Origin of the sequence: Rhodococcus sp. IEGM 1408 (assembly GCF_033142235.1) — a bacterium.
Classification (GTDB): Bacteria; Actinomycetota; Actinomycetes; order Mycobacteriales; family Mycobacteriaceae; genus Dietzia.
Genome location: NZ_JAWLRW010000033.1, coordinates 1 through 1,805 on the forward strand (window position 1 = coordinate 1; position 1,805 = coordinate 1,805).

General features: G+C 60.4%; 1 protein-coding gene. It reads left to right on the top strand.

Going from position 1 to position 1,805, the window contains the following annotated elements:
- Positions 1–1,797 (top strand): DEAD/DEAH box helicase (locus R4P08_RS18355; protein WP_317815303.1); only part of this gene is annotated, 1,797 nt, incomplete at its 5' end.
- Positions 1,798–1,805: the final 8 nt, after the last annotated feature.

The window sequence follows — 1,805 nt, forward strand, 5'->3', positions numbered from 1 at the left end:
GCGGGATCGATCTTCTTCGGCATGCAGCCATCCTCCTCGACTCGAAAAGGATGCGGCGGGAAACCTGGGGCGGTTCACTCTGTCCTCGTCACTCTTTCGGGTTTGGAGGTACGCCCGTTCGGTCACCAGCAGTTGATGCTCGACGCACTTGCGACCGAACGAGAAGTGTTCAACCACCACCGAAATCTTCTGGTCGCGGCCACGGGCACCGGCAAGACCGTCGTAGCAGCACTCGACTACCGGGCGCTGTCAGAGAAGGTCGACGGCAAACAGCCTTCGTTGCTTTTCGTAGCTCACCGAAAAGAAATCCTGGTCCAGGCACTGCGGACATATCGCGCAGTACTTGGTGATGGCTCCTTCGGTGAATTGTTTGTAGGAGGCGAGCGGCCACGCCACTGGAAGCACGTCTTCGCCAGCGTGCAATCGCTCGACCGGGAGAGCCACGCTCCTGAGGACTGGGACGTCCTCGTCATCGACGAGTTCCATCACGCTGAGGCCGCAAGCTACAGACGCCTCCTCTCGCGCTTCAACGCCGGGGAAGTGCTCGGGTTGACCGCCACGCCAGAGCGGGCGGACGGCGTCGACGTTCGAGCACTATTCGGCGGACGAACCGCATATGAACTGCGGCTGTGGGACGCGCTCGAACAGGATCTACTCTGCCCATTCCACTACTACGGCATCTCCGACAACACAGACCTGCGTGATATCGAGTGGGCTGCCGGCCAGTACAGTCCCGGGGCCCTTTCTAACCTGTATACCGGCAACGACGCCAGAACCCTGCTCATTATTAAAGCCCTGCGAGAGAAAGTCTTGGACCCGACCCAGATGCGGGCGCTCGGCTTCTGCGTCTCAGTCGACCACGCAAATTACATGGCCGAAGCATTCACTGCGCGCGGACTTCCCTCTGCTGCCATCGTCGGTACCACCGACCCCGACGAGCGTCGCGCCCTCGTCGAGCGCCTCAAAGATGGCGAGTTGCGTTGCATTTTCACCGTCGATGTCTTCAACGAAGGTGTCGATATCCCTTCAGTTGATGTCGTCCTCATGCTGCGCCCGTCTGCGAGCTCAACTGTGTTTATCCAGCAACTCGGACGCGGCTTGCGGCGCTCGCCTCGCAAGGCGGTCCTGATCGTCTTGGACTTTGTTGGACACCATCGGGCCGACTTCAATGTGGCCGGCCGGTTCCACGCCATGACAGGGCTATCGAGGCGTCGGCTTGAGTCGGATCTAGACGTCGGGTTTCCCTCACTCCCGGGCGCTTCCCGGATCGTTCTGGACGAGGTCACCCGCGCCGAAGTCCTCCGCTCTATCAAGTTGGCGATCCTTGCTACCACCAAGAAATCGCTGGCCGGGGAGTTACGCGCCCTCGGCGCCGAGAGTCGATTGGCGGACTTCCTCCACGAGACCAACCGCGGCTTGGACGACGTCTACCGCTCGGATCGCTCGTGGACGACGATCGTGACCGTCGCTACCGATCAACCGGAACCCGAGGGCAGGGAGAAGCTGTTACTTAGGAGGCTTCAGCAGCTGCGTACCGTCGACGACCTGGACCGGATACGCGAGTACACACGCGTGAGCGAAGCCGTCCTTGCGGGAAGAACTTTTGACCGCACGGATAGGTGGGCCTCGATGCTCATCGACTTCCTTTTACCCAGTCAGAAATCCCCAAACTTCTGCCAAACCGTAGCCGACCTCGCTCGCTTCCCTCGATTGTTCGAGGAACTAATCGATAGTGCCCCGTGGGGTGGTGGGATTCGGATCGGCGTCTGGTCAGGCGCAGTGATCAACGAGTCGTGATTGATCGT